The 23,392-nt window shown below is 61.7% G+C and carries 24 protein-coding genes; 14 read left to right on the top strand and 10 right to left on the bottom strand.

Going from position 1 to position 23,392, the window contains the following annotated elements:
* Nucleotides 1-4: 4 nt before the first annotated feature.
* The 4 genes from B9A11_RS19330 to miaB form a co-directional block, all read right to left on the bottom strand.
* Entirely contained in the window at nt 5-985 is a 981-nt protein-coding gene (locus B9A11_RS19330) for a PhoH family protein (RefSeq protein ID WP_058249387.1), read from the bottom strand.
* A gap of 187 nt (nt 986-1,172) precedes the next feature.
* On the bottom strand, nt 1,173-1,496 hold the full coding sequence (locus B9A11_RS19325) for a hypothetical protein (RefSeq protein ID WP_058249388.1): 324 nt from the start codon (nt 1,494-1,496) through the stop codon (nt 1,173-1,175).
* A gap of 17 nt (nt 1,497-1,513) precedes the next feature.
* A complete protein-coding gene (locus tag B9A11_RS19320) occupies nt 1,514-2,113 on the bottom strand; it encodes an OmpA family protein (RefSeq protein ID WP_058249389.1) in 600 nt (199 codons plus the stop codon).
* A 221-nt stretch (nt 2,114-2,334) separates the two neighbouring features.
* Nucleotides 2,335-3,657: a tRNA (N6-isopentenyl adenosine(37)-C2)-methylthiotransferase MiaB gene (gene miaB, locus B9A11_RS19315; RefSeq protein ID WP_058249390.1), complete on the bottom strand. Its 1,323-nt coding sequence runs from the start codon at nt 3,655-3,657 to the stop codon at nt 2,335-2,337.
* Nucleotides 3,658-3,804: 147 nt separating this feature from the next.
* Here miaB and B9A11_RS19310 point away from each other — a divergent pair, with 147 nt between their 5' ends.
* The 9 genes from B9A11_RS19310 to B9A11_RS19275 all read left to right on the top strand — a co-directional run bounded on the left by B9A11_RS19310 (nt 3,805) and on the right by B9A11_RS19275 (nt 12,338).
* The gene (locus B9A11_RS19310; RefSeq protein WP_058249391.1) at nt 3,805-4,674 is read left to right on the top strand and encodes a hypothetical protein; all 870 of its coding nucleotides are present in this window, start codon (nt 3,805-3,807) and stop codon (nt 4,672-4,674) included.
* A gap of 291 nt (nt 4,675-4,965) precedes the next feature.
* Entirely contained in the window at nt 4,966-6,141 is a 1,176-nt protein-coding gene (repA, locus tag B9A11_RS19305; RefSeq protein WP_058249392.1) for a plasmid partitioning protein RepA, read from the top strand.
* Nucleotides 6,141-7,097: a plasmid partitioning protein RepB gene (gene repB / locus B9A11_RS19300; RefSeq protein WP_058249411.1), complete on the top strand. Its 957-nt coding sequence runs from the start codon at nt 6,141-6,143 to the stop codon at nt 7,095-7,097. Before repA ends, repB begins: the two co-directional genes overlap by 1 nt.
* A 174-nt stretch (nt 7,098-7,271) precedes the next feature.
* On the top strand, nt 7,272-8,342 hold the full coding sequence (gene repC / locus B9A11_RS19295; protein ID WP_058249393.1) for a plasmid replication protein RepC: 1,071 nt from the start codon (nt 7,272-7,274) through the stop codon (nt 8,340-8,342).
* A gap of 129 nt (nt 8,343-8,471) precedes the next feature.
* The gene (locus B9A11_RS19290) at nt 8,472-9,089 is read left to right on the top strand and encodes a DUF4178 domain-containing protein (RefSeq protein WP_159452529.1); all 618 of its coding nucleotides are present in this window, start codon (nt 8,472-8,474) and stop codon (nt 9,087-9,089) included.
* Complete coding sequence (locus B9A11_RS19285) at nt 9,086-10,393, top strand: DUF4178 domain-containing protein (protein WP_058249395.1); 1,308 nt, start codon at nt 9,086-9,088, stop codon at nt 10,391-10,393. Before B9A11_RS19290 ends, B9A11_RS19285 begins: the two co-directional genes overlap by 4 nt.
* Before the next feature lie 9 nt (nt 10,394-10,402).
* Nucleotides 10,403-10,567 carry a hypothetical protein gene (locus B9A11_RS21490; RefSeq protein ID WP_159452528.1) on the top strand — a complete coding sequence of 55 codons (165 nt, stop codon included), beginning with the start codon at nt 10,403-10,405 and terminating at the stop codon, nt 10,565-10,567.
* Nucleotides 10,568-10,590: 23 nt separating this feature from the next.
* Complete coding sequence (locus B9A11_RS19280; RefSeq protein WP_058249396.1) at nt 10,591-10,809, top strand: DUF350 domain-containing protein; 219 nt, start codon at nt 10,591-10,593, stop codon at nt 10,807-10,809.
* Nucleotides 10,806-12,338, top strand: coding sequence for a polyamine aminopropyltransferase (locus tag B9A11_RS19275; protein WP_058249397.1), 1,533 nt, complete (start codon nt 10,806-10,808; stop codon nt 12,336-12,338). The genes B9A11_RS19280 and B9A11_RS19275 overlap by 4 nt, the downstream gene beginning before the upstream one ends.
* On the opposite strand, the gene speD is transcribed toward B9A11_RS19275, so the two are convergent.
* Complete coding sequence (gene speD / locus B9A11_RS19270; RefSeq protein ID WP_058249398.1) at nt 12,305-12,679, bottom strand: adenosylmethionine decarboxylase; 375 nt, start codon at nt 12,677-12,679, stop codon at nt 12,305-12,307. The genes B9A11_RS19275 and speD overlap by 34 nt on opposite strands.
* A 93-nt stretch (nt 12,680-12,772) precedes the next feature.
* On the opposite strand from speD, the gene B9A11_RS19265 reads away from it, so the two are divergent.
* The gene (locus B9A11_RS19265) at nt 12,773-13,684 is read left to right on the top strand and encodes a diacylglycerol/lipid kinase family protein (RefSeq protein WP_058249399.1); all 912 of its coding nucleotides are present in this window, start codon (nt 12,773-12,775) and stop codon (nt 13,682-13,684) included.
* Nucleotides 13,681-14,469: a metallophosphoesterase family protein gene (locus B9A11_RS19260; RefSeq protein WP_058249400.1), complete on the top strand. Its 789-nt coding sequence runs from the start codon at nt 13,681-13,683 to the stop codon at nt 14,467-14,469. Before B9A11_RS19265 ends, B9A11_RS19260 begins: the two co-directional genes overlap by 4 nt.
* Here B9A11_RS19260 and B9A11_RS19255 read toward each other — a convergent pair.
* The 4 genes from B9A11_RS19255 to garD all read right to left on the bottom strand — a co-directional run bounded on the left by B9A11_RS19255 (nt 14,466) and on the right by garD (nt 17,195).
* Nucleotides 14,466-14,690: a hypothetical protein gene (locus tag B9A11_RS19255; protein ID WP_058249401.1), complete on the bottom strand. Its 225-nt coding sequence runs from the start codon at nt 14,688-14,690 to the stop codon at nt 14,466-14,468. The genes B9A11_RS19260 and B9A11_RS19255 overlap by 4 nt on opposite strands.
* A gap of 10 nt (nt 14,691-14,700) precedes the next feature.
* A complete protein-coding gene (locus B9A11_RS21485) occupies nt 14,701-14,871 on the bottom strand; it encodes a hypothetical protein (protein ID WP_159452527.1) in 171 nt (56 codons plus the stop codon).
* 119 nt (nt 14,872-14,990) lie between these two features.
* Nucleotides 14,991-15,677, bottom strand: coding sequence for a FadR/GntR family transcriptional regulator (locus B9A11_RS19250; RefSeq protein ID WP_058249402.1), 687 nt, complete (start codon nt 15,675-15,677; stop codon nt 14,991-14,993).
* A gap of 9 nt (nt 15,678-15,686) precedes the next feature.
* Nucleotides 15,687-17,195, bottom strand: coding sequence for a galactarate dehydratase (gene garD, locus B9A11_RS19245; RefSeq protein WP_058249403.1), 1,509 nt, complete (start codon nt 17,193-17,195; stop codon nt 15,687-15,689).
* A gap of 115 nt (nt 17,196-17,310) precedes the next feature.
* Here garD and B9A11_RS19240 point away from each other — a divergent pair, with 115 nt between their 5' ends.
* From B9A11_RS19240 to B9A11_RS19230, 3 genes are all read left to right on the top strand, one after another.
* Nucleotides 17,311-18,108, top strand: a complete 798-nt coding sequence (locus tag B9A11_RS19240; RefSeq protein ID WP_058249404.1) for an NAD-dependent epimerase/dehydratase family protein — start codon at nt 17,311-17,313, stop codon at nt 18,106-18,108.
* A gap of 36 nt (nt 18,109-18,144) precedes the next feature.
* Complete coding sequence (locus B9A11_RS19235; RefSeq protein ID WP_200807322.1) at nt 18,145-19,047, top strand: 5-dehydro-4-deoxyglucarate dehydratase; 903 nt, start codon at nt 18,145-18,147, stop codon at nt 19,045-19,047.
* A gap of 270 nt (nt 19,048-19,317) precedes the next feature.
* Nucleotides 19,318-20,970: an FAD-dependent oxidoreductase gene (locus tag B9A11_RS19230; RefSeq protein WP_058249406.1), complete on the top strand. Its 1,653-nt coding sequence runs from the start codon at nt 19,318-19,320 to the stop codon at nt 20,968-20,970.
* Between the two features lie 27 nt (nt 20,971-20,997).
* Here B9A11_RS19230 and B9A11_RS19225 read toward each other — a convergent pair whose 3' ends face one another.
* Nucleotides 20,998-22,476 (bottom strand): class I adenylate-forming enzyme family protein, encoded by a 1,479-nt coding sequence (locus tag B9A11_RS19225; RefSeq protein ID WP_058249407.1) that lies wholly within the window; start codon nt 22,474-22,476, stop codon nt 20,998-21,000.
* Between the last annotated feature and the right edge of the window lie 916 nt (nt 22,477-23,392).

Raw genomic sequence — 23,392 nt, 5'->3', positions numbered from 1 at the left:
CACGTTAGGATTGTTCGACATCCTTTTCATACGCGTCAATGATCTTGGCCACAAGGGGGTGGCGGACCACGTCTTTGGCGGTGAAGTAGTTGAAGCTGATGCCGTCCACCTTGCCCAGCAGGCGTTCGGCGTCGGCCAGACCCGAAGGGACGCCGCGCGGCAGGTCGATCTGGGTGCGGTCGCCGGTGATGACCATGCGAGAGCCTTCGCCCAAACGGGTCAGGAACATCTTCATCTGCATGGTGGTGGCGTTCTGCGCCTCGTCCAGCACCACGAAGGCGTTGGACAGGGTGCGCCCGCGCATGAAGGCCAGCGGCGCGATCTCGATGATCTTTTCTTCGCGCATCTTGGCCTGTTGCTTGCCGGGGAGGAAGTCGTTGAGCGCGTCGTAAAGCGGCTGCATGTAGGGATCGACCTTTTCCTCTTGGGTGCCGGGGAGGAAGCCGAGGCGTTCGCCCGCTTCGACAGCCGGGCGGCAGAGGATGATCTTGTCCACGAGGCCAGTGATCAGCATGTTCACGCCCACAGCCACGGCGAGGTAGGTCTTGCCGGTGCCCGCCGGGCCGATGCCAAAGGCGAGTTCGTTGGCGAACAGCGCTTTGACGTAGGCCTTTTGCGCGTCGGTGCGCGGTTCGATCAGCTTTTTGCGGGTCTTGATCTCGACCTTGCCGCTGCCGAACATGTCGAGCTGTTCGTCGGGGGCCTGGCCTGCGTCATCGCTGAGGCGGAATTCGCGGTCGATGTCGCCGCGGCTGACCTCGCGGCCCTGTTCGAGACGCTCATAGAGATGCTGGAGAACCTCGGTCGCTTCGGCAATCGCCTCGTCGGTGCCATGCACCGCCAGCTGGTTGCCGCGCCTGAGAATCTGCACGCCGGTTCGGGCTTCGATGTCGGTCAGGTTGCGGTCGTACTCACCGCAGAGATCGATCAACAAACGGTTGTCGGGAAATTCGAGAATGGCCTGGGTCAAGGTGCCTGTGTTCACGCAATTCTCCTGCGCCTGAAGGGTTGGAGCAGTCGCGTCACCTTGCGGCAACCGGGCTGCCCTCTAGATATGGTGCCTTTCCTAGGGAAGTCACGCAAGCCCATCTGCCCGATTGTCACGCAAATGAAACGAAAAAGCCCACGCAAGAGGCACTTGCGCGGGCTTAGATTTTGGACGGCCTGGCGATTTACAGCGGGTCGCCGATGATCGAGGTCGAGCCGCCTTTGAAGTCGCCGGTGGCGATGGTCGGAGGCGCGGTGCCCGAGCAGACCGGCTTGCCGTATTTGTCGAGACGGGCGGACAGGTAGCCTTCGACGCCGTCGTCGATGATCCAGTGATCACAACCGTTCGGGTCGATCCAGACGCCGGCCTTGAGCTGGCTGAGATCCTTGGCGTCGATGCCGCGGTCGATGGATTTGTCGGGGCCGTAGGTGCCTTCGGTCAGGCCGGTTTCACAGCCCGCAAGGGCGGCGGTGGCCGCGACGATCAGGGCGATTTTGGTCAGTTTCATGTCAAATGCCCCTTAACTCAGCGAATGCAGATGATTTCGACGCGGCGGTTCTTGGCCATGCCGGTCGTGGTGCCGTTGGACGCCACCGGCATCCGCTCGCCATAGCCACGCACGTCGGTGATGCGCGCGCCGGTGGATTTCGCCACGCTGGCCACGGCCAGAGCGCGGTTGTACGACAGTTTCATGTTGTACTCATCCGAGGCGCGGCTGTCGGTGTGCCCTGCGATCACAAAGGCAATCGCCGAGGTCGAGCCAAAGAACTCGCGCAGGCGCTGCTGGCCGGCGGACGAGATGCGGTAGCTGTCGGTGGCGAAATACTGGTCGGTGTTCAGCACGCCGCAGGTGTTGCCCCGGCGGCAGACCGGGATGCCCTTGCGGTTGACGTGGGGGCTCATGTAGCCCTCGACGCCGTCATCCATGACCCAGTGTTCGCAGCCATCGGGGTCGACCCAGATGCCGGGAATATACTGTTCACCCTTAATGGTGCGGGTGTTCTGTGTAGAAATGAAAGGTGTATTCTGCCCTGCCTCGTTTGCCTGCACCGGCGCAACCGCCGACAGACCTACGAGAGCAGCCAGCGCAAATGCGCCGATGGCCTTGGTGATGCTTGTCGCCACAGCCTCAGTCCCTTGGTTCGTGTTTCCCCCATGCGAGTACCCGATCAAAAGGCAGAGGCACGCGCAAATTTACTATAATCAGTACTTTAGCAATTCCTCTTCGCGTGTGAAGCGAAAAGGAACGGCTATTGTGCCGGAATCGGAAACAATTCTCGCAACGCCTTGTGAATCATGTGGATAAGCGAGGATAGTTTTTTAAACCAAGGGGTTCGGGGGGCGTATTAACGCCCTATTAATACCCCGGAGAGCGAGTTCGGGCCGGACGACTCGATTCGCACTTTGAGCAGGTCGCCGGGCTGAATGGCCTGGTTTTCGGGGGCGGTCACATGGACCGCGTGCAGATACTCGGACTTGCCGACCATCTGGCCGGGCAAGCGCCCTGCCCGCTCGAACAGCACCGAAACCTCGCGCCCGACCATGGCGTCTTGCAGGTCTTGTTGCTGGCGTTTGAGCAAGGCTTGGAGCCGTTGCAAGCGGTCGTCTTTTTCGTCCTCGGGGACTTGCGGGCGCTCTGCCGCCGGGGTGCCCGGACGTTCCGAGTATTTGAAGGAAAACGCGCTGCCGTATTTGACCTGCTCGATCAGATCGAGCGTGTCGCGGAAGTCTTCTTCGGTCTCTTCGGGGAAGCCGACGATAAAGTCGCCAGACATGTGCAGATCGGGGCGCGCGGCGCGCAGGCGTTCGATCAGCGCAAAATACTGGTCGCGGGTGTGGCTGCGGTTCATCCGCTTGAGGATCTTGTCCGATCCAGACTGCACGGGCAGGTGCAGGTAGGGCATCAGCTTTTCACACTCGCCATGCGCCGCGATCAAGGCGTCGTCCATATCGTTGGGGTGCGAGGTTGTGAAACGGATGCGCTCCAGCCCGTCGATGGTGGACAGCTCGCGGATCAGACCGGCGAGGCCAGTGTCATGGCCGTGATAGGCGTTCACGTTCTGGCCCAGCAGCGTGATTTCACGCACGCCACGTTCGACCAGATCGCGCGCCTCTGTCATGATGCGCTGCGCCGGGCGGCTGACCTCGGCCCCGCGGGTATAGGGCACCACGCAAAACGCGCAGAACTTGTCGCAGCCTTCCTGAACGGTCAGGAACGCGGTCGGGCCGCGCTTGGCCTTGGGGCGGGATTTGAGGTGCTCGAACTTGTCTTCCTCGGGGAAGTCGGTGTCGATCGCCTTGGCGCCATTGTGCGTGCGGGCGGTCAGCTCTGGCAGGCGGTGATAGCTTTGCGGGCCGACCACCAGATCGACCATCGGCTGGCGGCGCATGATCTCTTCGCCCTCGGCCTGCGCGACGCAGCCGGCGACGCCGATCTTGAGGTCCGGCTTTTCCGCCTTGAGCCCCTTGTAGCGCCCAAGTTCCGAATACACCTTTTCCGCCGCCTTTTCGCGGATGTGGCAGGTGTTCAGCAGGATCATGTCCGCATCATCGGGGCTGTCGACGGTCTCATACCCCTGCCCGCCCATGGCCTCGGCCATACGCTCGGAGTCGTAGACGTTCATCTGGCACCCATAGGTCTTGATGAAAAGCTTTTTCGGCTGGCTCATGGGATCGGTCCTGTCGCGCTGCGTCTGCCTGGGTGGGCAATTGGTCGCTCCACCCGGCGGTCCTGTCAGAGGCGGCAGATACCGCAGAATCCCCTTGTCTTGCAATGCACGAGTTTTTCACCGATTCTGCGCCAAAAAGGGCGGACGATGCAGTACACGAACCTCGATGATTTTCTGAAAAACGGCCAGGACGCCTTGGTCAAAGGCCCGATTGCGATGGTCTTTGCCGAGGATGAGGTCGAACTGGACACCACCTTGCGGCACACGCGGCACTCGGGCTTTCGCGCGGTGCTGTGTTTCGTGGACGATCTGTATGAGATGCCCGCCGATCTTGAGGACAAGGTTCACCGCATTTCCTACGACATGCGCGTCGACGGCGCGGTGCAGACCGCCGTCAACAAGGTGATCGAGGCCGCGCCGAACATTTGGATGTATTACTGCTACAACGCCGAATACCTGTTCTATCCGTTCTGCGAGACGCGCACCGTGGGCGAGCTGTTGGCCTTTCACGCCGAGGAACGCCGCGACGCCATGCTGACCTATGTCATTGATTTATATGCCGGAGATCTGGACCGCTGCCCCAATGCGGTGTCCTTGGACGATGCGCATATGGACCGGTCCGGCTATTACGCGCTGGCGCGCAACGATCCTGAAAACCACAACCACCCCAAGGAACGGCAGCTGGATTTCTTTGGCGGGCTGCGCTGGCGCTACGAGGAACACGTGCCCGCCGAGCGGCGCAAGATCGACCGGATCGGGCTGTTTTTGTCCAAGCCGGGGCTGGAATTGCGCGACGATCACACCTTTAACGACGAGGAATACAACACCTACGCCTGCCCGTGGCACAACAATCTGACCGCTTCGATTGCCTCGTTCCGCACCGCTAAAGCGTTGAAGCGCAACCCCGGTTCAACCTTTGATATTCGCAGCTTTCGCTGGCACAACTCGACCCCGTTTGAATGGCACTCGCGCCAGTTGCTGGACCTTGGGCTGATGGAACCGGGGCAGTGGTTCTGATTCTCGATTCGCGCCTTGGCGGCTGATTTATCCACAGGGCGCGGCGATTTTCGGAAAATTCTTTCTTCGCCGGGACACAGACGGTTTTTCGTCATTTTTGTATTTTATATTAAAGACTTATCGCGCCCGTTGGGGCCGATTTTCGCGATTTCAAGGTCTCTGTGGTGCCGATTTCATCCACAGCCTGCCCACGAATCTGTTGCCAAACGTTTCAGCGCTTGCTTAAAGAAACGGTAAATAAGGCGTTGGCGAAAAACAGCGTTACAACAAAACGGCGAGCAAGAGGCTTGAATGCCCGGACAGATCCACATCAACGAACGCGTTCGTCAGAACGCGGAGAACCTCGCGTCGGCACTCGAAGACCATATGCACACGGTTTTCGCGCCTGACGCAAGAAAAGAGCTTCGGCTGTTCTCGGCGGGCGAGGCGGCAGAGCTGCTGGGCATTTCCGCCAGCTTCCTGCGCAAGCTGCATTTTGATGGCAAAATCGCTGACGTGCACATGACACCCGGCGGGCGGCGGCACTATTCCGCCTCGGACCTTCTGGAGATTCGCCAGACGCTCGAGGCGTCGGCCAAGACCAAGGGCGCCTACCTCAAAGGTCGCCGCGAGGGCGACTCTGTGCAGGTGCTGTCCTTCCTGAACTTCAAGGGTGGCTCGGGCAAGACGACTTCGTCGATCCACAACGCCCAGCGGCTGGCGCTCAAGGGCTATCGCGTGCTGTGCGTTGACATCGACCCGCAGGCGTCGCTGACCACGCTCTTCGGCTATCGCCCCGAGTACGATTTTCTCCAAAGCGGGACGATCTATGACGCGATCCGCTACGAGGATCCGGTGCCGCTGGCGTCGGTGATCCAAAAGACCTTCTTTACCGGCATCGACCTCGCCCCCGGCGGGCTCATGCTGCAAGAGTTCGAGCACGAGACGCCGCAGGCGCTGATGGCGAACATCCAGCCACCGTTCTTCCAACGGATGGCCGCCTGTCTCGCCGAGGTTGAAGACCAATACGACGTGATCATTTTCGACTGCCCGCCGCAGTTGGGCTATCTGACCATGTCGGCGCTCTGTGCCTCGACCGGGGTGTTGATCACCATCGTGCCGAACATGCTGGACGTCGCGTCGATGTCGCAGTTCCTGCAAATGAGCGCGGACCTCTTGGACGTGGTGTCGGACGCCGGTGCCAAGATGGAGTTCGATTTCTTGCGTTTCCTGATCAACCGCTACGAGCCAAACGATGGCCCGCAGCAGCAGGTCGTCGCCTTCTTGCGCCAACTGTTCGGCGAAGAGGTCATGGTCGCCCCGGTTCTGAAAACCACGGCGATTTCTGACGCCGGTTTGACGCATCAAACACTATATGAAGTGGATCGGTCACAGTTCAACCGCAACACCTATGATCGCGCGGTGGACAGCCTCAACTCTGTCAATGACGAGATAGAGAGCCTGATCCAGAAAGCATGGGGTCGCTGATGGCACGAAAAGGCATTTTATCGCCCGGTTTGTCCAAGTCTGACCGTCCTAAACCCGCCGAAGCGCGCATGATGCCGCGCGGCGCGGTTGGGGCGCTTCAGTCGTCTTTGTCCAAGCTTCAAGAGAACGCGGTTCAAGAGATCGACGCCGAGCTGATCGACGATGCGGGCTTTGAGGACCGGCTTGGTCTGGATGACGCAGCGCAGGAGCAGCTCAAAGAGAGCCTCAAGGTCTACGGGCAGCAAGTGCCCGTTTTGTTGCGTCCGCATCCCAGCACCCATGGCCGCTACGAGATTGTCTACGGGCGTCGCCGTCTCAAGGCGCTGCGCGAGCTGGGTCTGCCGATCAAGGCGATGGTCCGGCAGCTGGACGATCACGCGCTGGTCATGGCCCAGGGCCAGGAAAACACCGCGCGGCAGGATCTGTCCTTTATCGAAAAGGCGAGCTTTGCCGCGCAGCTGCAAGAGGCGGGCTATGACCGTCCGACGATCTGTTCGGCGCTGAGCATCGATTTGCCCATGGTCAGCCGGATGCTGAAAGTCGGCACGGCCTTTCCGCTGTCTTTCCTGCGGCTGATCGGCTCTGCCCCCAGCATCGGGCGGGAACGTTGGATCGCGCTGGTCAAGATGATGGCCGAACCTGACGCCGAACGCCGCGCCCTGCGTGCGACCGAGACGGACGTGTTCCCCCGGCTGCCCAGCGATGAGCGGTTCGAGATGGTGTTCGACTGCGCCGCCGCCAAGGAAAACGCCCCCTCCCCTGCCCCGGTCAAACCGGTGGTCTTGCTGGGGGCCGATGGCACCGCCGTGGCCGAGATGAAGCGCACGGGCAAGGGGCTGGTGGTCACGGTTCCGGCGCGGACCGCAAACGGATTCGATCAGTGGATGGAAGAGAACGCCGACACGCTGATCGCAGAGCTTCACGACCGCTGGCAAAAAGACCGGTCGGAAGGTTGATGGCAGAATGGAAACCTAAATAGGAGGCACGACCCCGACAAAAGAAAAGCCCCCCAGGATAATCCCGGAAGGCCCTTCTCGATCTTAGCACCTTTGAGATAGCCGCCAGACTGGAATCTGTCAACGCTTCGTTGCCGCGAAGTGGGTGGTTTTCTGTTGTCTCGTGAAAATTTGATGCAGAAAACGTCCCGAATCGACGTCGGGCGGCCGCAGACGGCTGTCCCGTACGGTTTGGACAAGTGGGCGCTGTTGCAGGCGTTGACCGATGCCTCCGAGCACTTCGGATTGACGCATCGTGCGCTCACTGTCCTCAAGGCTCTTTTGACCTTTCATCCCGATCGCCATATCGAAGCCGGTGTGATCGTTTTTCCGTCCAATCGCACGCTGTGTGACCGCCTGAACGGGATGCCCGACAGCACCCTGCGGCGGCACCTGAAACGGCTGGTGGATTGCGGGATTGTCCGCCGTCACGCCTCGCCCAATGGCAAGCGCTATGCCCGCCGCGTCGCTGGCGGGGTCGAGATCGCCTTTGGCTTTGATCTGACGCCGATGGTCGAACGCGCCTCTGAGGCCGCCGAGGCCAGCCGTGCTGCCCGCGAACTCGCTGAACAAAAGCATGTACTGCGTGACCGGCTGAACGGTCTTCGCCATCGTTTGATCGAGCTGGGAGAGACCTTTGCCGAAGCCTGCGATCATCTGCGACTGGCGTTGCGTCGCAAGCTGTCCCTGCCCGAGCTGCAGCAGCTGGAAAGAGATGTGGAAAACCTGTTGAAAACCGTCTCTGAGTCACAAGAAATGAGCGCCCCTGACGTCCAAAATGAGCGGCACATAGACAATAAAAATAAACTTGCTTTTGACTCTGAAACCGCCGCAACGCCAACGCCCGTAAAAAAAACAAACCCGAATGTGCCGTTGTCTGAGTTTGTGCAAGCTTGCCATGAGACGCGCAGTCTCTTTGCCGAACCAATCCAACAAGAAGCCGATTTGGTCGGAATAGCCTCACGGCTTGCACCAATGTTGGGGATTGATGGGCCTGTTTGGGACGAGGCCAAGCGCCACATGGGCGCCCTCGTCGCGACCCTTTCCGTGCTGTGTATTCACGAAAGGTTGGCGCACATCCAAAGCCCCGGAGCCTATCTAAGGCGTTTGGCGCAAAACGCGCGTTGCGGAAATTTTGACATTATGCCGATGGTCAACAGCGTGTTGTCAGCGGGTAAATCCCGAAATTGTCAGCTGACAATCTAAGCCCGTCTGGCAAATTGTCAGCTGACAATTCATCCGGTGATGATCCAAACCACGCCGAAGTTCTGCCTCTGGCATAATGGAAAATGTCTGGTTAAGGTCGCCCCAAAGTCGAAACCCAATGGATTTACCGTGCCCGAGTTTACGTGCCCCAATTGTGGAACACCGGTTCCCGATCAGACCCGTTTCGTGCGGATGGTCAGCTGCGAAAGCTGCGGCACGGCGCTGTTGATCGAGGATGACGTGGTCCGCAATGCCGGGGACAGTGGCGTGATGCACGACACCCCTGCCCTGTTTGCGATTGGCGATACGATCCGCGCCGGCAAGGATGAGATCCGGATTTTCGGACAAGCGCGGTTTTCCTATGGCCGCGGCACTTGGGATGAGTTCTGGGGCTTGGATCAGCACGGTGCCCCGGTCTGGGTCTCGGTCGATGAAGGCGACATCGCCGTCCAGCGCGAATTCTTGGATCAGAGCATTTCGCCGGCGCAAGCCCAAGGCACACAGCTGGGCGCCATGTGGACCATCGACGGCGAACAATACGCGGTAAACGAAAAAGAGACCGCCGAATGTCTCGCCATTCGCGGCAGCTTTGATCACGAACTGCATGTGGGCGAGCGCTATGGATTCTTTAACGCGCAAGGACCAAGGGCGCAGATCCTGTCCTGTGAGTATTGGGAGGGCGGTGCGCTGCTGTATGTGGGCCGCTGGTTCAGCCCCTATGACATCCAGATCGAGGGTCGCGCATGACTCGCTCTCCGGAATTGCACTCGGTCAACTGTACGTCCTGCGGGGCGGGCTTGGACATTTACGGCGGCGGACGGGTGACAACCCATATTTGTCCCTATTGCGGCGCAGAGCTGGACGCCAACAACGCGTACCGCGTTCTGCGCAAGTTCAACGATCTGCCGCGCCCCGAGACTCCGTTTTCGCTGGGCGACACGGGCACCATCAAAGGCGTGCGCTATACGGTGATCGGTACGCTGGGAATGCAGGAATGGCACCAGGATACGGTCTGGAAATGGGTCGAACATCAGGTCTTTTCCGAGACGCACGGCTACGCTTGGCTGAATGTCGAAAAGGGGCATGTCACCTTTTCGCGGCGCCTGCGCGAAGACTTTTGGATGTCCGAACACCGGGTCGAGACTTCCGACAGCCGCCCCACCGTTGCCGCCTTTGGCAAAACGTTTCGCTATTACGAGACAACGAATGCCAAGCTGACCTTTGCCGAGGGCGAGTTCAGCTATGTTCCGGTCAAGGGCACGATGACGAAAACGATCTCGGCTTTGACCACCGGGCAGATGCTTGAATTTTCCGTCACCAACGGGGAACGCGAAATCCACCTGACAGAGTATCTGTCCTTCGAAGACCTCCAGACCTTTAAGCTCGCGCAGCCGCCCAAGCCGCGCGGGGTGATCCCGGTCTCTCCGGTCAACAAGCTGCGTCACGGGAGTTTCCTGATCGGGGCAGGGAGCGTTTTGGCCTTTGTCAGTTTCGTTCTTGCGGTTGCCTTGGGCTTTGACCGCGGCGCGCTTGTGCGGTCCGATGATGTAGCCTTGCACACAGGCCAACCTCAGACGATCCCGATTGAGATTACCGACACTGGCGGGCTGACCGAGATCCATTTGACCAGCGCGGTGCAAAACGGCTGGATCTGGATCGAGGCCGAGCTGACCGACCCCGAGGGCGAGACCCGCTTTGAAACCGGGCGGATCAGCGAGCATTACTCTGGCCGCGATGCCGACGGATCATGGACCGAAACCAACCGCGCGTCAGACATCCGCTTTTTGCCGGATATGCCGGGAACCTATGAATTGACCCTTTCGGTCACCGAGGCGGCGGGCTGGACCGGGGGCCGAGAGCAGAAATTTACGCCTGCGGGCCTGAAACGCGCCGCCGGATTGGTCAGAATGACCGTATATGAGGGTCAAACAAGCGGTAAGTACCTGTTTTATATAGGTATTCTGTTTTCTTTGGTGGCCGGAATACCCTTGCTTCGCCGGTATTTGGCGCATAAAGCGCGCTGGTTCGGCAGCGATTGGTCCGATGACTAGGAGAAAGCCATGATTTTCCGCGTTTTCTTTGTTTTGGTCGGCCTTGGGCTGATCGGTGGGGCGACGTACCTCGGGGCGCAAGGCATTGGCGGCGAAAGTCAGGACGTGCCGGGCAGGGGGTCCGTGCGGATCGGGTCCTCTGGCGGGTATTACGCCGGCGGCAGTGTGAAATGATTTTCTGAAAAAGGGGGCCTGTGATGGACCTGTCTCAAATGTTTACCGACATCATCAGCACCATCGTGTTCACCTCGGTGGGCGCGATCATGATGTATATCGTGTGGAAGGTCATCGACTGGGCGACCCCCTTCGAGATTATCAAGGAAATCGAAGAGGACCAGAACATCGCGCTGGCGATCCTGTTCGGCTTCTTGTTCCTGTCCATCGCCATCATCATCGCGGCCGTCATCCTGTCATGAGCCAAACCGAAACGGCGCGGCATCGCGACGTCTGGCTGCTGCTGGCGACGTTCCTCGTTGCTGTCGCCGGGCTGATCTATGAACTGATCGCCGCGACCGTGTCGAGCTATCTGCTGGGCGACAGCGTGCGGCAGTTCTCTGTTGTGATTGGCGTTTTCCTGTCGTCCATGGGCGTGGGCGCGTGGCTGTCTCGGTTTGTGCGCGACGCCATGCCGGGGTTCGTGTGGATCCAGATCCTGCTCGGGTTGGTCGGCGGCTTTATGGCTCCGGCCTTGTTCTACGCCTACGGCGCGCTGAACGGTGTGGGTCCGATGCTCTATGGGTTCCTCGCGGCGGTGGGCGTGCTGTCGGGGATGGAAATCCCGCTGATCGCCCGCGTGCTGGAACAGATCGGGGCCAAGCGCTTTCACTTCGAAAACGTGCTGACGGTGGATTACGCCGGGGCGCTGATCGCCAGCCTTGCCTTTCCGCTGTTGATCGTCCCGCACCTTGGGCTGATGTCGGCGAGCCTTGCGTTCGGTTTGCTCAACCTGCTGGTCGCGGGCGTGTCGCTGTATCTGTTTCGCACAGAGGTCGTGGGGTTGATCCGGGTGGTCTGGGCCTTGGCCCTGGTCGCGACGGGCGCGGCCCTTGTCCAGTCCGAGCAGATGCTGAACGTCACCCAAGCGCGCCTGTTTGAAGACGACGTGATCCTGTCGGAAACCACGCCTTACCAGAACATCACCGTGACGCAGTTCCGCGACCGCACGCGGCTGTTCCTCGATTACTCGATCCAGTTCGATACGCTGGACGAATATCGCTATCACGAAAGCCTCGTGCACCCGGCGATGGGCCTCGCGCCGCGCCAAACCCAAGTCTTGATCCTTGGGGGCGGCGACGGGATGGCGGTGCGCGAAGTCTTGCGTCACGACGGCGTCGGGCAGGTAACGCTGGTCGATCTGGACCCGGCGGTGACGGGGCTGTTCAAGGATCATCCGCAGCTGGCGCCCCTGAACGATCATGCGCTCAGCGACCCTCGGGTGACCATCATTAACCAGGATGCCTGGCAGTTCATCGAGGCCGATCAGACCATCTACGACGTGGTGATCCTTGACCTGCCGGACCCGAAAAACCTTGCGCTGTCGAAACTGTATAGCGCCGAGTTCTACGCCCTCTTGGTGCAGCGCATCGGAGCGAGTTCGGTGATCGTCACGCAAAGCGGCGCGCCGCTGTTTGCGCGGCAGGCGTTTTGGTCCATCGTCGAAACGTGGGAGCAGACGGCCAACCCGCTTGGCGGCGCGCTGAACGTGCTGCCCTATCACAGCTATGTGCCCAGCTTTGGCGAATGGGGATTTACCATGGTGTCGCCCATGCGTTTGGATCGCGCGCCGGCGCTGCCGCAAGGGCTGCGGTATCTCGACCAGCAGGCGTGGAGCGCGGCGCAGGTCTTTGCCCCCGATATGGCGCGGCTAGAGGCAGAGCCGAACCACATCCAGACCCACGCCTTGGTCGGTTATTACCTCGACGGTTGGAGCGCGTGGTTCGAGTGACCGCGTAGCACGCGGGTCAGCTCCACATGCGCGGGGCGTAAGGCGGTCTCGATCGCCTGCGCCGCCCGGTCTGGCTGCGCTTCGCCACACATAAAGATGTCGACGGCGGCAAAGCCCCGTTCGGGCCACGTGTGGATCGAGATATGCGACTCGGCCAGCATCAGCACCCCGGTCACCCCGGCCCCCGTGCCAAAGTGGTGGAAACCGGCGCTCAGCACCGTGGCTCCGGCGGCGCGGGCGGCGGCGCGCAAGGCGGCCTCGATCACGGCGGGGTCATCGAACCCGCGCCCATCATAGAGATCCATTAAAAGATGCGCGCCCGGCGCGTGAGGGTGAGTCATAGCGCCCTGATACCGCCCCTGCGCGTGTAAGACCATGGGGAACCGCCGCGCGCCTTCCGGGTTATAGAGGGGATGAAACCAAACAGGCCCGCCATGACCCAGTCCAAGCGCATTTGCATTCTTGTGAACCCAAAATCGGGCGAAGACGATGGCGGCACCTCTCGCACGGATCGGATCGCGCAGGCGCTGCGCGAGGAAAACGTCCACGCAGATATCATTGAACTGCATCCCAAATCCAACCTGGAGCGTACCATTGAGGACGCCATCGGCGGGGGCTGCCACACCGTTGTCGCGGCGGGCGGCGATGGCACCATTTCCGCCGTCGCCGACGTTTTGCTGCGTCACAAGAAAGCGCCGCGGATGGGGGTTCTGCCCATGGGGACGTTCAACTTTTTCGCGCGCTCGCTGGGGCTGGCCGAGGACCTGAACGGAGCCGTCGCGCAGCTGGGGCAGGGGGCCAGTAAAGCCGTACACCTCGGTACGGTTAATGGCCGCGCGTTTCTGAACAACGTGAGCCTTGGTCTGTACCCGTCGATCCTTGATCGGCGCGAGGATATTTATAACCGCTACGGGCGCTCGCGGCTGGCGGCGCATTGGTCAACCTTACTGACCCTCTTGGGCGTGCACCGGCCCTTGAAGTTGGAAGCCGATCTGGACGGCGCGCGCCACCGTATCCGTACGCCCTTGGTGTTTGTGGCGGCGTCCGCCTATCAGCTCGAGACCTATAACCTTGCCGGGGCGGATGCCGTGCGGGACGGGCGCTTTGCCCTGTTCGCCGCTCCGAACACGGGGCGTTTGGACTTGGTGAAATCGGCGCTGTCTCTGGCCGCCGGGTCGGCCCGCAAGGGTGAGGATTTCCACATCGACACCGCGCGAGAGATCACGCTGACCTCTGGCCGCGCCAAGACGCTGGTGGCGCTGGACGGTGAGCGGCGCTGGATCAAAGGCCCGCTGCGCATTGCCCATTCCGCCACGCCGTTGCACGTGATCGCCCCGGCCGCATGACCCGGCTTGTTCATATCTCTGACCTGCATTTTGGCCGCGAGCGTCCCGAGTTGCTGGAGCCTTTGCGGTTGGCGATCCGCGCCATCACCCCCGATCTGGTGATCGTCAGCGGCGATCTGACCCAGCGCGCGCGCCACAGCCAGTTCCGCGCCGCGCGGGCGTTCCTCGACGGGCTGGAATGCCCTTGGCTGAGCGTGCCGGGGAACCACGACATGCCGCTGGACGCCTTTTGGCACCGTATTCTGCGCCCCTTTGGCCGCTACCGCCGCTATGTCTCGCGCGAGTTGGCCCCGGTCTGGTCGCAGGACGGAGTGACTTTGCAAGCCTTCAACACCGCCGATCCGTGGGCGTGGCAGGCGGGCAAGGTCCGGCGCCTGCAATTGTGGCGCGCCTGCCAAGCCTTTCAGGGCAGTGAGGGTTTGAACATCGTCGTTGGGCATCACCCGTTTGAAGAGCCGCGCTATTCCGACAAGACCCCGATGAAGCGCGCCGCCCCCGCATTGAAGGCGCTCAATGAGGCGGGCGCCAATCTCGTGCTTTCTGGGCATTTGCATAAATGGTGCGCGGCGGGGTTCGTGACGCCCGAGGTGGGCGATCGGATGCTGCAAGTCCACGTGGGCACCGGTCTTTCGAACCGCCTGCGCGGCGAGGAAAACGATTTTGCGGTCTTGGACTATTCCGATAACCGGCTGGGGATCACGCGCATGGTGGCAGGCCTGTCCGGGTTTGAACCCCAAGCGCCCCTGCGGTTTCAGTATGACGCGGGGCGCTGGACGCGGCTTTAGTCGTTGGTGTCACCGCTGTCGTAGTCCCAGCTGATGAACCCGTCGTTGTCGTAAGAGCCAGAGTAGTTATCGATCCGGCGTCCCTTGTGGCGCAGTTTTCGGCGCAACCACGGGCTATGATCGGCGGCAATTCCCAGCACCACGATCAGCCCGACGATGCCATAGGTCAGTTCGGTTTCATAGGGGCCGAGGGTTTCGATAATCATCTGGGTCGGGGTCATGGCGTCAGTCCTAGTGGCTGTCATCAACACGGCTGTCCCGGTCCAGCAACCCCGATTTTTCAAACCGGCGCGGGCTGGACGTGGCCCAAAGCACGTAGATCACCCCGCCGATAAAGGGCAGGGCGCTGAGCAGGGTGGCAAGCGACGGAAGCGTCAGGACGGTGTCTTGGATGGGCGTCATGGGCGGGGTCTCGTTTGACGGTGGGGCGCGTTCTGCGCCCGCCTAACCCTTGGTTAACGTCAGATTAAGCCTTTTCCATGGCAGGGGCGGGGGGATTGTGCGACCTCGCGGCTACGGCCCTAAACCGCCCCACGCAAGACCGCCCGATAGCGCGCGATGCTGCCCTCTAGGTGGCGGCGCATGGCGGTGCGGGCGGCGGGCGCGTCGCCGCCAAGGATCGCATCGACGATCTGCCTGTGCTCTGCGTCGATCAGATGTTGATAGCCCTCGGGTGGGGTCTCGCTGCCCAAGGCGTGGCGGGGGATCACCGACGGGCCAACCATGCGCAGAAACTCGGGGAAGCGGGTGTTGTTCGTGGCCTCGGCAATCGCCAGATGCAGGGCGAAATCCGCCTCGGCCAGCGGGCCTTGGGTCAGCGCGGCGAGGGCTTCTAGCAGGCGTTCCTCTTGGGCGGGGCTGCGGCGCTGTGCGGCAAGACCGGCGGCCTCGACCTCGACCGCGGTGCGCAGTTCCAAGAGTTCGATCACCGAGGACAGCCGCGTCGGGTCCACGTCGTGAAAGGGCAGGGGAGGGGGCGCGGCGCGCATCAAGACAAAGACCCCGGCCCCCTGACGCGCCTCGACCAAGCCTTCGGCGCGCAGATGGGCGATGGCTTCGCGGACGACGCTGCGCGAGACGCCGAATTCCGCCGTCAGTTGCGATTCCGAGGGCAGGCGATCGGCGGGCTTATAGGTGCCGTCTTCGATCCGGGTGCGCAGCGCGCTTTCGACCGTGGCGACCCGTGTGGCTGGTTTTGTCTCGCTCATGAGGCTCTCTTAGGTCACGGGGGCGGGGTTGAACAGCGCAAGACTGTTGTGGATGCCGTGCCGTTCGGCCCAGGTGGGCCGGCCCGAGGCGGTGGCGATGTACTCCTCAAAGAGGCGTTCGCCCATGGATTGGATCGTCTCTTCGCCCGTGGCCACAGGCCCTGCGTCGATGTCGATCAGGTCGTGCCAGCGCCGCGCCAGCTGGCTTCGGGTGGCGACCTTGAGCGTCGGCATGGCTTGCAACGAATAGGGCGTGCCGCGCCCGGTGGTAAAGACGTGCAAGGTGCAGCCCGCCGCCAGTTGCAACGTCCCGCAGATGAAATCCGAAGCGGGGGTGGCAGCGTAGTTCAGGCCGCGCGTCTGCGCCCGCTCGCCGGGAGGGATCACCGCCATGATCGGCGCACTGCCGGATTTGACGATGCTGCCCATGGCCTTTTCCACGATGTTCGACAGCCCCCCGGCCTTGTTCCCCGGCGTGGTATTGGCGGCGCGGTCCACCTGTCCGCGGTCCAGATAGGCATCGTACCACGTCAGCTGGTCGATGATCTCTTGCGCGACGCCAGGGCACGCGGCGCGGGCGGTCAGCTGGTCGATGCCGTCGCGCACCTCGGTGTTTTCGGAAAACATCACCGTCGCCCCGGCGCGCACCAGCATATCGGCGGCATAGCCAAGCGCGGGGTTCGCGGTCACCCCGCTAAAGGCGTCCGAGCCGCCGCATTGCATCCCCACCACCAGATCGGACACCGGGCAGGGGGTGCGGGTGCGGGCGTTGAGCCGTTCCAGATGCGCCTTTGCCTGCGTCATGATCTGGCGGATCATCGCCGCGTACCCAGTCTCGTCCTGAAGGCGCACAAGGTCGGTCTGAAACTCGGGGAAGAGCCGATCCGGTTGCAGCTTTTCGCAGCCTAAACTGACGGTCATCACCTCGCCGCCAAAGTTCGGGTTCATCGAGATGTGGCGCAGGGTACGGATCGGGATCACCGCGTCGGGGGCGTCAATCGCCACGCCGCAACCATAGATGTGATCCAACGCCAAGACCCCGTCAACATTGGGATATTTCGGCAGCAGCTCTTCGCGGATCCGGCGCACGGCGTGGTCCACGATCCCCGACACGCAATGCACGGTCGAGGTGATCGCAAGCAGGTTCCGCGTGCCGACGCTGCCATCGGCGTTGCGATAGCCCATAAACGTGCGCCCTTCGATGGCGGGGCCGGGATCACTCACGCGCGTGGCCATTGGCAGGGCGTCGACGTCCGGCGCGGGGGGCATGGTCAGACGATGCTCGTAGACCCAGGACCCGGCGGGCAGCGCCTGCGCCGCAAAGCCGATCACCACGTTGTAGCGCCGCACTTCGCCGCCCTCGGGGATGTCGCGCAGGGCCAGCTTGTGCCCTTGGGGTATGCGGTCCAGCAGCGTCACCCCGGCGACCTCTTTCCCGGCGGGCAGGCCAGCATCATTGGCAATGATCGCGACGTTATCGGCGGGGTGCATGGTGATGGCGAGAGGGGTATCGGTCATGGCTTTGTCCTTGCTTCGCGGCTGAGGTGACATTTCACTGGACAACTTGTCAAACGTTTATTACCCCTTGCCCGACAACCTGTCTGACAAGTTAAAGCCACAGCGGAGGAAAACCATGAAACGACTGCTTATCACCGGCGCGGCAGGGGGCCTTGGGTCCGTCATGCGCACTCGGCTGGCGCATCTGGCCGATACCTTGCGCCTGTCTGACATGTCCGACATGGGCGAGGCCGCCGCGAACGAAGAGATCGTGCAATGCGATCTGGGCGACGCGCAGGCGGTCGAGGCGCTGGTCGAGGGGTGCGACGGCATCGTGCATTTCGGCGGCAAAAGCACCGAAGGGCCGTGGTCCGTCATCAACAACGCCAACATCCAAGGGGTGATGAACCTCTATGAGGCGGCGCGCAAACACGGGATGCCGCGGATCCTGTTCGCCTCGTCGAACCACGCCATCGGGTTCTATCCGCAATCCCAAGTCATTGATAACACAGTTTATCCGCGCCCCGATGGCCTCTATGGCATCTCCAAGGTCTTTGGCGAGGCGGTCGCCAACGCCTATCATGACAAGTTCGGCCAAGAGACGGCGATCGTGCGCATCGGCTCCAGCTTTCCCGAGCCTGCGAACCACCGGATGTTGTCTACCTGGCTGTCGTATGACGACTTTGTCCGCATGATCGAGCGCATTTTCGACGTGCCGAAGCTGGGCTGCCCGATCATCTACGGCGCGTCAGCCAACAGCGCGTCCTTTTGGGACAACTCCAAGGTCGACTGGCTGGGCTGGCGCCCGCAGGACAATTCGGAACAGTTCCGCGCGCAGATCGACGCCACCACGCCCAAGCCCGCGCCCGATGCCGCCGATGTGCTGTACCAGGGCGGGCTGTTCTGCACCGACGGCATTCATTCCGAAGACTGACGCCCGCGCGGCGCTATTTAGGGAAATTCTCTCATGATCGAACCGAACGCCTTGCGCGATATCATCCGCTCGGGCCTGCTGTCCTTTCCGGTAACCCCCTTTGATGCCGAGGATAATTTCAACGCACACGCCTTTGCGGCGCATCTCGAATGGCTCCAGCCGCACCCCATCGCTGGCCTGATCGTGGCGGGCGGCACGGGCGAGATGTTCTCGCTGACCCCGTCCGAGATCATCGACGTGGTCAAGACCGCCAAGCAGGCCCAGCCCAACGACCCGATCATCGCGGGCTGTGGTTATGGCACCAAGCTGGCCTGCGAGCTGGCCCAAGGTATCGAAGCGGCGGACGGTGACGGCATCCTCTTGCTGCCCCACTACCTGATCGGCGCGCCCCAAGACGGGATCGAGGCGCATATCCGCGCCGTTTGCAAATCCACCAACATGGGTGTGATCGTCTATAATCGCGGGCAGTCCGTCTGCTCGGCGGAAACGTTGGCGCGGCTGGCGGACGAGTGCCCCAACCTCGTCGGCTTTAAGGATGGCACCGGCGACATCGACACGGTCAAGCGCATCACGGTGAACAACGGCGACCGGCTGGCCTATATCGGTGGGATGCCCACGCATGAGCTGTTCGCGCAGGCCTATCGCGGCGCGGGCGTGGATACCTATTCCTCGGCGGTGTTCAATTTCGTGCCTGAAACGGCGCTGAAATTCCACGCGGCCTTTCAAAAGGGCGACGATGCCACCTGCGAAGCGATGCTGCGCGAGTTTTACTATCCCTTCGCCAAGATCCGCGACCGCAAGACCGGCTACGCGGTCTCGGCCATCAAGGCAGGCGTCGCCTTGCGCGGCTTCGAAACCGGGCCGGTGCGCGCGCCTTTGACCTCTCTGACAGAGGAAGAAGTCGAGATGATGCGCACCCTGATCGCCGATTATTCCTGATTTCCGGCGTTTTTCGCCCTGTCTTAGGTCCGTGCTGCACGCGCGGGCCTTTTTGCGTTTGGCGGGTGAATTAGCCCGTTGGGATTGTTCGCTTTTACGCGCCTTGCGGGCAGGGGAAAAATCGCATTGCCCACCTATGTACACATTTGCATACCGCTAAATATTTGGTTTTAAACGATAAATTTTCAGAATCCAGATGACAGGTCAGGATTGCTGTGCTAGTTCGCCGCTCAAGGGGAGGCTTCGTAACACATTCAAAGGATGAGGCCGATGAAACAGAAACTACTGGTGTTGGGCGGCGGTTTTGGCGGCCTTTATGCGGCGCGCGAATTGCGCAAACGCTTTGGCGACAGCGCCGATATTCAGCTGATCAGCGAAGAGAACTATTTTGTCTTTCAGCCGCTGCTGCCCGAGGTCGCCGCAGGCGCGATCACCGAAATGCACGCGGTCACCTCGCTGCGCGAACTGCTGAAAAAGGTGCGTCTGCGCAAGGCGACAATCCACTCGGTGGATTTCGCCCGCAAGGTCGTGACGGTTTTCCAAGGGGTGCAGCGCCGCCCGACCGAGATCGCATACGATCACCTTGTCGTCGCTATGGGCTCTCGGATTGATCTGTCCCGCGTGCCGGGGCTCGAAGAGCACGCGCTCAAGATGAAAACGCTCGAAGATGCCCGCCGTCTGCGCGCCCATATCATCGAACGGCTCGAACACGCCGATGTCACGCAACTGCCCGAGGTCAAGCGCGAGGCGCTGACCTTTGTCGTGGTGGGCGCGGGCTTTAGCGGGATCGAGACCATCGGCGAGGTCAAGGAACTGATTGACCGCTCGCTCAAGTATTACCCCAACATCGACCCGTCCGAAGTGCGGGTGATCGCGGTGGAATTCGCGCCGCGTGCGCTCAATGAACTGCCCGAGAGCCTCGCCGCCTACGCTGTGCGCCAGCTGAAAAAGCGCGGCGTCGAGCTGATGTTCAACACCGGGGTGGCGTCTGTCACGGGGCGTCGCCTTGTCACCTCGACCGGCGAGACGATCCCGACGCGGACGATCATCGCCACCATCGGCAACGCGCCGTCGCCGGTTGTGCTGGATATGGGGCTGGAACTGACCCAAGGGCGCGTCGCCGTGGACCGCTTCATGCGCGCCAAGGGGCATGACAACGTCTGGTCGCTGGGCGATTGCGCGCTGATCCCGATGAAAGAGAACGCCACCGAGCGCAACGATTTCGCCCCGCCCACCGCGCAATTTGCCGTGCGCGAAGCGGCGCAGCTGGCCAGCAACATTGCCGCCACTGTCAAGGGCAAGGCGCTGAAGCCGTTCCAGTACAAGAGCCGGGGGGCGCTTGCTTCGCTCGGCGCGCGGCGCGGGGTGGCCGAAGTCTTTGGCGTCAAGCTGTCGGGGTATGTGGCGTGGCTGCTGTGGCGGGCCTATTACCTTAGCTTTATGCCGGGGTTCGACACCAAGCTGCGGGTCTTTATGAACTGGATGCTCGACGGGTTGCGCCCGCGGTCGGTTGTGGCGCTGCAAGTGCCCAACGCGCAGGCCGCGCGCTATGTCCACTATGCCGCCGGTGATCCGGTGTTCGAGCGCGGCAACCGTTCGGACGGGTTCTACACCGTGGTCAGCGGGCAGTTCGAGGTCAGCTACTATGACGAGGGCCAAGGCAAGGACATCACCCACGAAGTCGGCCCCGGCGGTCACTTTGGCGAGCGCATGATCATGGGCGAGTCGACTCGTTACGGCACGGTCAAAGCCGTCACGGATGGCGTCGTTCTGGTACTTGGCCGCGAAGAATTCACCAAGCTGTCCAGCACCTTTGACGCGCTGGGGTCTTACCTGGAGGATCACCTGAGCCGCGTTTACCACGTCGATTGGCACGCCAAGAAGGTGACCGAGGTGGAATCCTCGCTGCCCAAGGCCAGCTAAGGGCGGCGTGAACAGAATTGGCGTGCGTTAACAGAGCCGCCCGCCAAAGACCTCAAGCAGCTTATGCTTGAGGATCTGACCGGTCGCGGTGGCGGGTAGGGTATCGGCCAGCACAATGCTGGTTGGGCGTTTATGCCCTGTCAGCCGCCGCGCCACATGGTCGGTCAGATCGGTGACCGTCACCCCCGCGCCCGGGCGCGGTTGGACAAAGGCCAGCACCTCTTCGTCGCCGTTCGCGGCTCGGCCAATCACGGCGGATTGCACCACGCCGGGGTGGCTGTTCAGCGCAGCCTCGACCTCGGGGGGGTAGACGTTGAAACCGCCTCGGATGATCAGTTCCTTGGCACGGCCTACGATGTGCAGGCGCCCTTCGTCGTCTATGTGGCCCAGATCGCCGGTGCGCAGCCAGCCATCCTTTATCGCTTGGGCAGTGGCTTCTGGGTTGCGGAAATATCCGGCCATGACGTGCGGTCCACGGGTCAGCACCTCGCCCACCTGGGCATCCGCGCCAAGACCGTAATCCAGAGCCACCTCAACCCCGGGCAGGGGCGGGCCCACGCTGGTGTCGGGATCGCCCATGCGGTTGCCCGTGGCGCTGATCCCAGAGGTGCTTTCGGTCATGCCATAGCCGTTTTGCAGTGCGATCCCATAAAAGGTCTCGGCCTGCTTTTTCCAGGCGGGGTCCAGCGGGGCTGCGCCCGACGACACGTAGCGCAGCTTGGACCGGCGCAGCTTGGTATGCCCGTGCTCTTTGGCATGGGCCATGAGCAAAGCGTGCATTTGCGGTACGGCGGGCATGACCGTCGCGCCTTTTTGCAACGCCTCAAACAGGCGCGCGGGATCAAAGCGGGTGACCAGTTCGACCATCGCCCCTGCATGTGCGGCAGCCATCATCATAGAGGCCACGCCGAACACATGGGTCAGCGGCAGAGCGCCGTAGATATGGTCGCGCTCGGTCATGCCGCGCAGCTGCGCCGACGCCTTGGCAGCGAACAGCAGATTTTGGTGGGAAAGCATCACGCCCATTGGGCCGTCGGTCGATTGGTTGGTGTAAAGAAGGACGGCGATCTCTGGATCGGGCGCGGGATTGCGCTTGTCTCGGTGCATCTGGAGCGCGCCAAAACCCGCGTCGATGGGCCCGGCGTCCCCAGCGTGGCGCTTGGCCTCTTCGGAGACGTGGCTGGTATAAAGGGTGAGCGCGGGCTTGGCGTGGGCGGTGACCTGGGCCAGCTCCGAGCTGGACATACGGGCATTGACCGGAACGGCCCACGCGCCGACTTGGGCTGCGGCAAAGATCAGCGCCGGCACCGCAAGACAGTTTTCACCCACGATCATCACACGCTCGCCCGGGGCGGCCCCATTGGCACGCAGCAGCGCAGCGGCGGTATCGATCAGCCCGGCATAGCTGCGCCAATCATAGACCTGCCCGTCGTAATCCTTGATCGCGGGCGCGTCCGCCCGCTTTTCGACGTTGCGGGCAATAAGGTCGCTGATCCGCCCGGTCATGCGTTGCTCCGTTTGGGCCGTTTGTCCGTGAGAGGGTGTTTGAACACGCCTGCGGCGGTGCAGATCAAGCGACTATGCTGGGACGTCTGCTCGGCGGCCAAGACCAGAAACGGTTTGCCGCCTCGCATAGTGCCAGTCAGGCAAGGCCGGTCGCGGCACATCCCAAAAGCCACAAACGGCGGGCTCATCGGGATGGTCCTAGATGGCGCGCGCCCATTTGGGTTCACGGTCAAGAAAGCCACCTCCCCAATGACATTATCGAGCAGCGTGCCCGCCCCCCCACCATTCAGCACGTCATGGCAGTTGGTATGCACGTTGGGGATGTCCAACGTGCACCGTGTCCCGCCGTCCGGGTGGCCGATTTCGATTGCATACCCCAAAGTCCGCTGGGTCCCGGTTTCGCCTTTATAGATGTCATCATGCAGCACCAAGCTTAATAAACCGTTCCAAGTGCTGAACCGCCTGGATCACGCGTTCGGGGACGGAGCCCAAGGCATACGCATCCTCATGCGCAGTCTGCCGGGCCATTGGACCGGCTTTCTGTCCACTATCTTGGCGGCAATAAGATACAGGTCGGGCCCCGCACCGTCGTGATTGCCGTGCAAGTCTATAGAACGGTCTGTGCACGCAGCTTTTGGGCCGCGTTACCGAGAAAGAGGCTTTGCGCCAGACAAGGCGCTGGACTTTGGCTTGTGCGCGGCAGGTTCAGACTGATTCACGGTGGGATTCGTAGCCGTTGGGGAGCGCCCAGAAGCGTTTAGAGGGGGATCAGTGAAGTTCAGGGGAAACAAAACCATTGCTTTACAGAGGGTTGCACGAATTTTTGCGAAAAGTTGGATTTCTTTGAAAAAACCGCTTGCGGGTTTTGGGTGATAACCTTAGAACCCCCTTCACCGGCGGCGCTGAGGCGCTACGG

Source organism: Tropicibacter naphthalenivorans (assembly GCF_900176475.1).
Taxonomy (GTDB): domain Bacteria; phylum Pseudomonadota; class Alphaproteobacteria; order Rhodobacterales; family Rhodobacteraceae; genus Tropicibacter; species Tropicibacter naphthalenivorans.
Note: the sequence above shows the minus strand (reverse complement) of the source record. Positions and strands in the feature narration are given on the sequence as shown.

Coding starts and splice junctions, on each gene's coding strand:
- B9A11_RS19250 (WP_058249402.1), bottom strand. CDS start 15,677: ATGAGCGAGACAAAACCAGCCACACGGGTCGCCACGGTCGAAAGCGCG.
- speD (WP_058249398.1), bottom strand. CDS start 12,679: ATGACTCACCCTCACGCGCCGGGCGCGCATCTTTTAATGGATCTCTAT.
- B9A11_RS19285 (WP_058249395.1), top strand. CDS start 9,086: ATGACTCGCTCTCCGGAATTGCACTCGGTCAACTGTACGTCCTGCGGG.
- B9A11_RS19225 (WP_058249407.1), bottom strand. CDS start 22,476: ATGACCGGGCGGATCAGCGACCTTATTGCCCGCAACGTCGAAAAGCGG.
- miaB (WP_058249390.1), bottom strand. CDS start 3,657: ATGAGCCAGCCGAAAAAGCTTTTCATCAAGACCTATGGGTGCCAGATG.
- B9A11_RS19265 (WP_058249399.1), top strand. CDS start 12,773: ATGACCCAGTCCAAGCGCATTTGCATTCTTGTGAACCCAAAATCGGGC.
- repC (WP_058249393.1), top strand. CDS start 7,272: ATGCAGAAAACGTCCCGAATCGACGTCGGGCGGCCGCAGACGGCTGTC.
- B9A11_RS21490 (WP_159452528.1), top strand. CDS start 10,403: ATGATTTTCCGCGTTTTCTTTGTTTTGGTCGGCCTTGGGCTGATCGGT.
- B9A11_RS19240 (WP_058249404.1), top strand. CDS start 17,311: ATGAAACGACTGCTTATCACCGGCGCGGCAGGGGGCCTTGGGTCCGTC.
- B9A11_RS19275 (WP_058249397.1), top strand. CDS start 10,806: ATGAGCCAAACCGAAACGGCGCGGCATCGCGACGTCTGGCTGCTGCTG.
- B9A11_RS19310 (WP_058249391.1), top strand. CDS start 3,805: ATGCAGTACACGAACCTCGATGATTTTCTGAAAAACGGCCAGGACGCC.
- B9A11_RS19325 (WP_058249388.1), bottom strand. CDS start 1,496: ATGAAACTGACCAAAATCGCCCTGATCGTCGCGGCCACCGCCGCCCTT.
- B9A11_RS19230 (WP_058249406.1), top strand. CDS start 19,318: ATGAAACAGAAACTACTGGTGTTGGGCGGCGGTTTTGGCGGCCTTTAT.
- garD (WP_058249403.1), bottom strand. CDS start 17,195: ATGACCGATACCCCTCTCGCCATCACCATGCACCCCGCCGATAACGTC.
- repB (WP_058249411.1), top strand. CDS start 6,141: ATGGCACGAAAAGGCATTTTATCGCCCGGTTTGTCCAAGTCTGACCGT.
- B9A11_RS19280 (WP_058249396.1), top strand. CDS start 10,591: ATGGACCTGTCTCAAATGTTTACCGACATCATCAGCACCATCGTGTTC.
- B9A11_RS19255 (WP_058249401.1), bottom strand. CDS start 14,690: ATGACCCCGACCCAGATGATTATCGAAACCCTCGGCCCCTATGAAACC.
- B9A11_RS19260 (WP_058249400.1), top strand. CDS start 13,681: ATGACCCGGCTTGTTCATATCTCTGACCTGCATTTTGGCCGCGAGCGT.
- repA (WP_058249392.1), top strand. CDS start 4,966: ATGCCCGGACAGATCCACATCAACGAACGCGTTCGTCAGAACGCGGAG.
- B9A11_RS21485 (WP_159452527.1), bottom strand. CDS start 14,871: ATGACGCCCATCCAAGACACCGTCCTGACGCTTCCGTCGCTTGCCACC.